Annotated in this window: 2 protein-coding genes, 1 rRNA gene and 1 pseudogene; all 4 read right to left on the reverse strand. The window is 25.6% G+C overall.

Annotation, left to right across the window (positions count from 1 at the left end):
• A pseudogene (locus tag CHL78_RS20065) lies at positions 1-632 on the reverse strand (hypothetical protein); the annotation flags it as partial.
• Between the two features lie 81 nt (positions 633-713).
• Positions 714-896 carry a hypothetical protein gene (locus tag CHL78_RS20070; RefSeq protein WP_094369290.1) on the reverse strand — a complete coding sequence of 61 codons (183 nt, stop codon included), beginning with the start codon at positions 894-896 and terminating at the stop codon, positions 714-716.
• A gap of 56 nt (positions 897-952) precedes the next feature.
• Positions 953-1399, reverse strand: a complete 447-nt coding sequence (locus CHL78_RS20075; RefSeq protein ID WP_094369291.1) for a hypothetical protein — start codon at positions 1397-1399, stop codon at positions 953-955.
• 93 nt (positions 1400-1492) lie between these two features.
• Positions 1493-1609 (reverse strand): 5S ribosomal RNA (gene rrf, locus CHL78_RS20080).
• Positions 1610-1729: the final 120 nt, after the last annotated feature.

Genomic DNA, 1729 nt, shown 5'->3' on the forward strand with positions numbered 1-1729 from the left:
AGATGTGTATAAGAGACAGGATATACACTAAGCGAATTATCAACCATTGAGTTTGATAGCAATGTATATATATAATAATCTATTATTTCATTCATCTGACTATATGAAAATTTTAATAATTTATCTCTATTTTTTTTAGATAGATATATTTTTTCTCCAATGGTCTTAAAATCAATTAATCCAAGTGCAGCTTTATTTATATTTGTGCTAATACTATTAGCTATATTCTTATTCGTACTTGTTAAATCTTCAAAATATCCTTCTAAATCTCTCTTTTTCTTAACTTGATTAGTCATTATATATTCACTTAGGCTATTTGGGATAAATATAGGTGATATTACTTTTTTTTGTATTAATTCACACGTTTCAGATACTATCGGCCAATACTTTATTAATTCTCTCTTTACAAATCCAATGTATGTAGTTATATTTAATTCTTCACTATAATTTAAGCTTAACTGCCTTTCATACTTAATCTTAGCAGTGTTATTTGGTACTATAAGCATTATATCCTTTGATTTGTTTCCATTTATCTTTAGCAATCTAATATAATTTTCTAATATTTTTTTAAATTTAATATCATTTATATTTTCATTAAATAAAAGTCTCATTACATCACCTTTTCTTAGCATTATTTTTAATTATATCATAGTACATTTATTAGTTTTAATAGATTTACTATGATATAAAAAATGCAGCCTTTCGGCTGCTATCTATTTTATCTTTATTAAAGCTATGTCTTCATTACAAACTTCAAAATCATTGATTAAAAAATTATCCATAAATATATTTTCAAATTTATATCCATTACTATTAACATTAAAGTTCTCACATTTAAATGTTAATGGCTCATATACACCATTAACATCCATGTATTTCATTTGTACTTCATACATATAATCACCATGCCTTTTGTTATAATAAGTTTTGTCATATATTATAATTATTCTTATTAGTGTCGTAATTTATTCACTATTTTTTTACTTATAGCTCCTATAACTACTAACAATATATTGAAAAGCATAATAATAAATGGATATGCTATTGTTATATCTTTTAAAACTAGTCTTACAACAGATATTGTGGGACTATAATACGGCATAATTAAGCTAAGTGCTAGACTTTCATTATTTAAAATAGTAAAAGCATATACAGAGAATATTCCTAAAAAAACTCCCACACTGCAACCTATTATACCTACTATTAGAGCCTCTAGTAATGTCAGTTCATATTTGTATCCCACATAAAAATTAACTACAAAATAAAATACAGCTAAAATGAACCCCATCATAAGTATTGTATTATTCATCGGCAACATATTAAAATATACAAATGAAATTAAGCATACGATTAGTATATAAAAAAATAATTTTTCAGCAGCATTAAATATTTTTTGCATATACTCACCTCAGAATTCACTTTATTTTATTATATTTAAGTATAAACTAAAATGTGAGTGAATATATGCTTTCATACAAAATAAAAAAAGATTACGTGGCTACGTCTTACTCTCCCAGGCAGTTGCCCACCAAGTACCATCAGCGCTAGAGAGCTTAACTTCTGTGTTCGGAATGGGAACAGGTGTATCCTCTCTGCTATTGTAACCACATAATCTTTTATATAGAGTTAATACTCTAAAAACTGCAAACATTTAATTTAATAATCATTTTAATTATTGGTCAAGTCCTCGACCTATTAGTATCGATAAGCTACATACATTACTGCACTT

This window comes from Romboutsia weinsteinii (assembly GCF_002250835.2).
Taxonomy (GTDB): Bacteria; Bacillota; Clostridia; order Peptostreptococcales; family Peptostreptococcaceae; genus Romboutsia_A; species Romboutsia_A weinsteinii.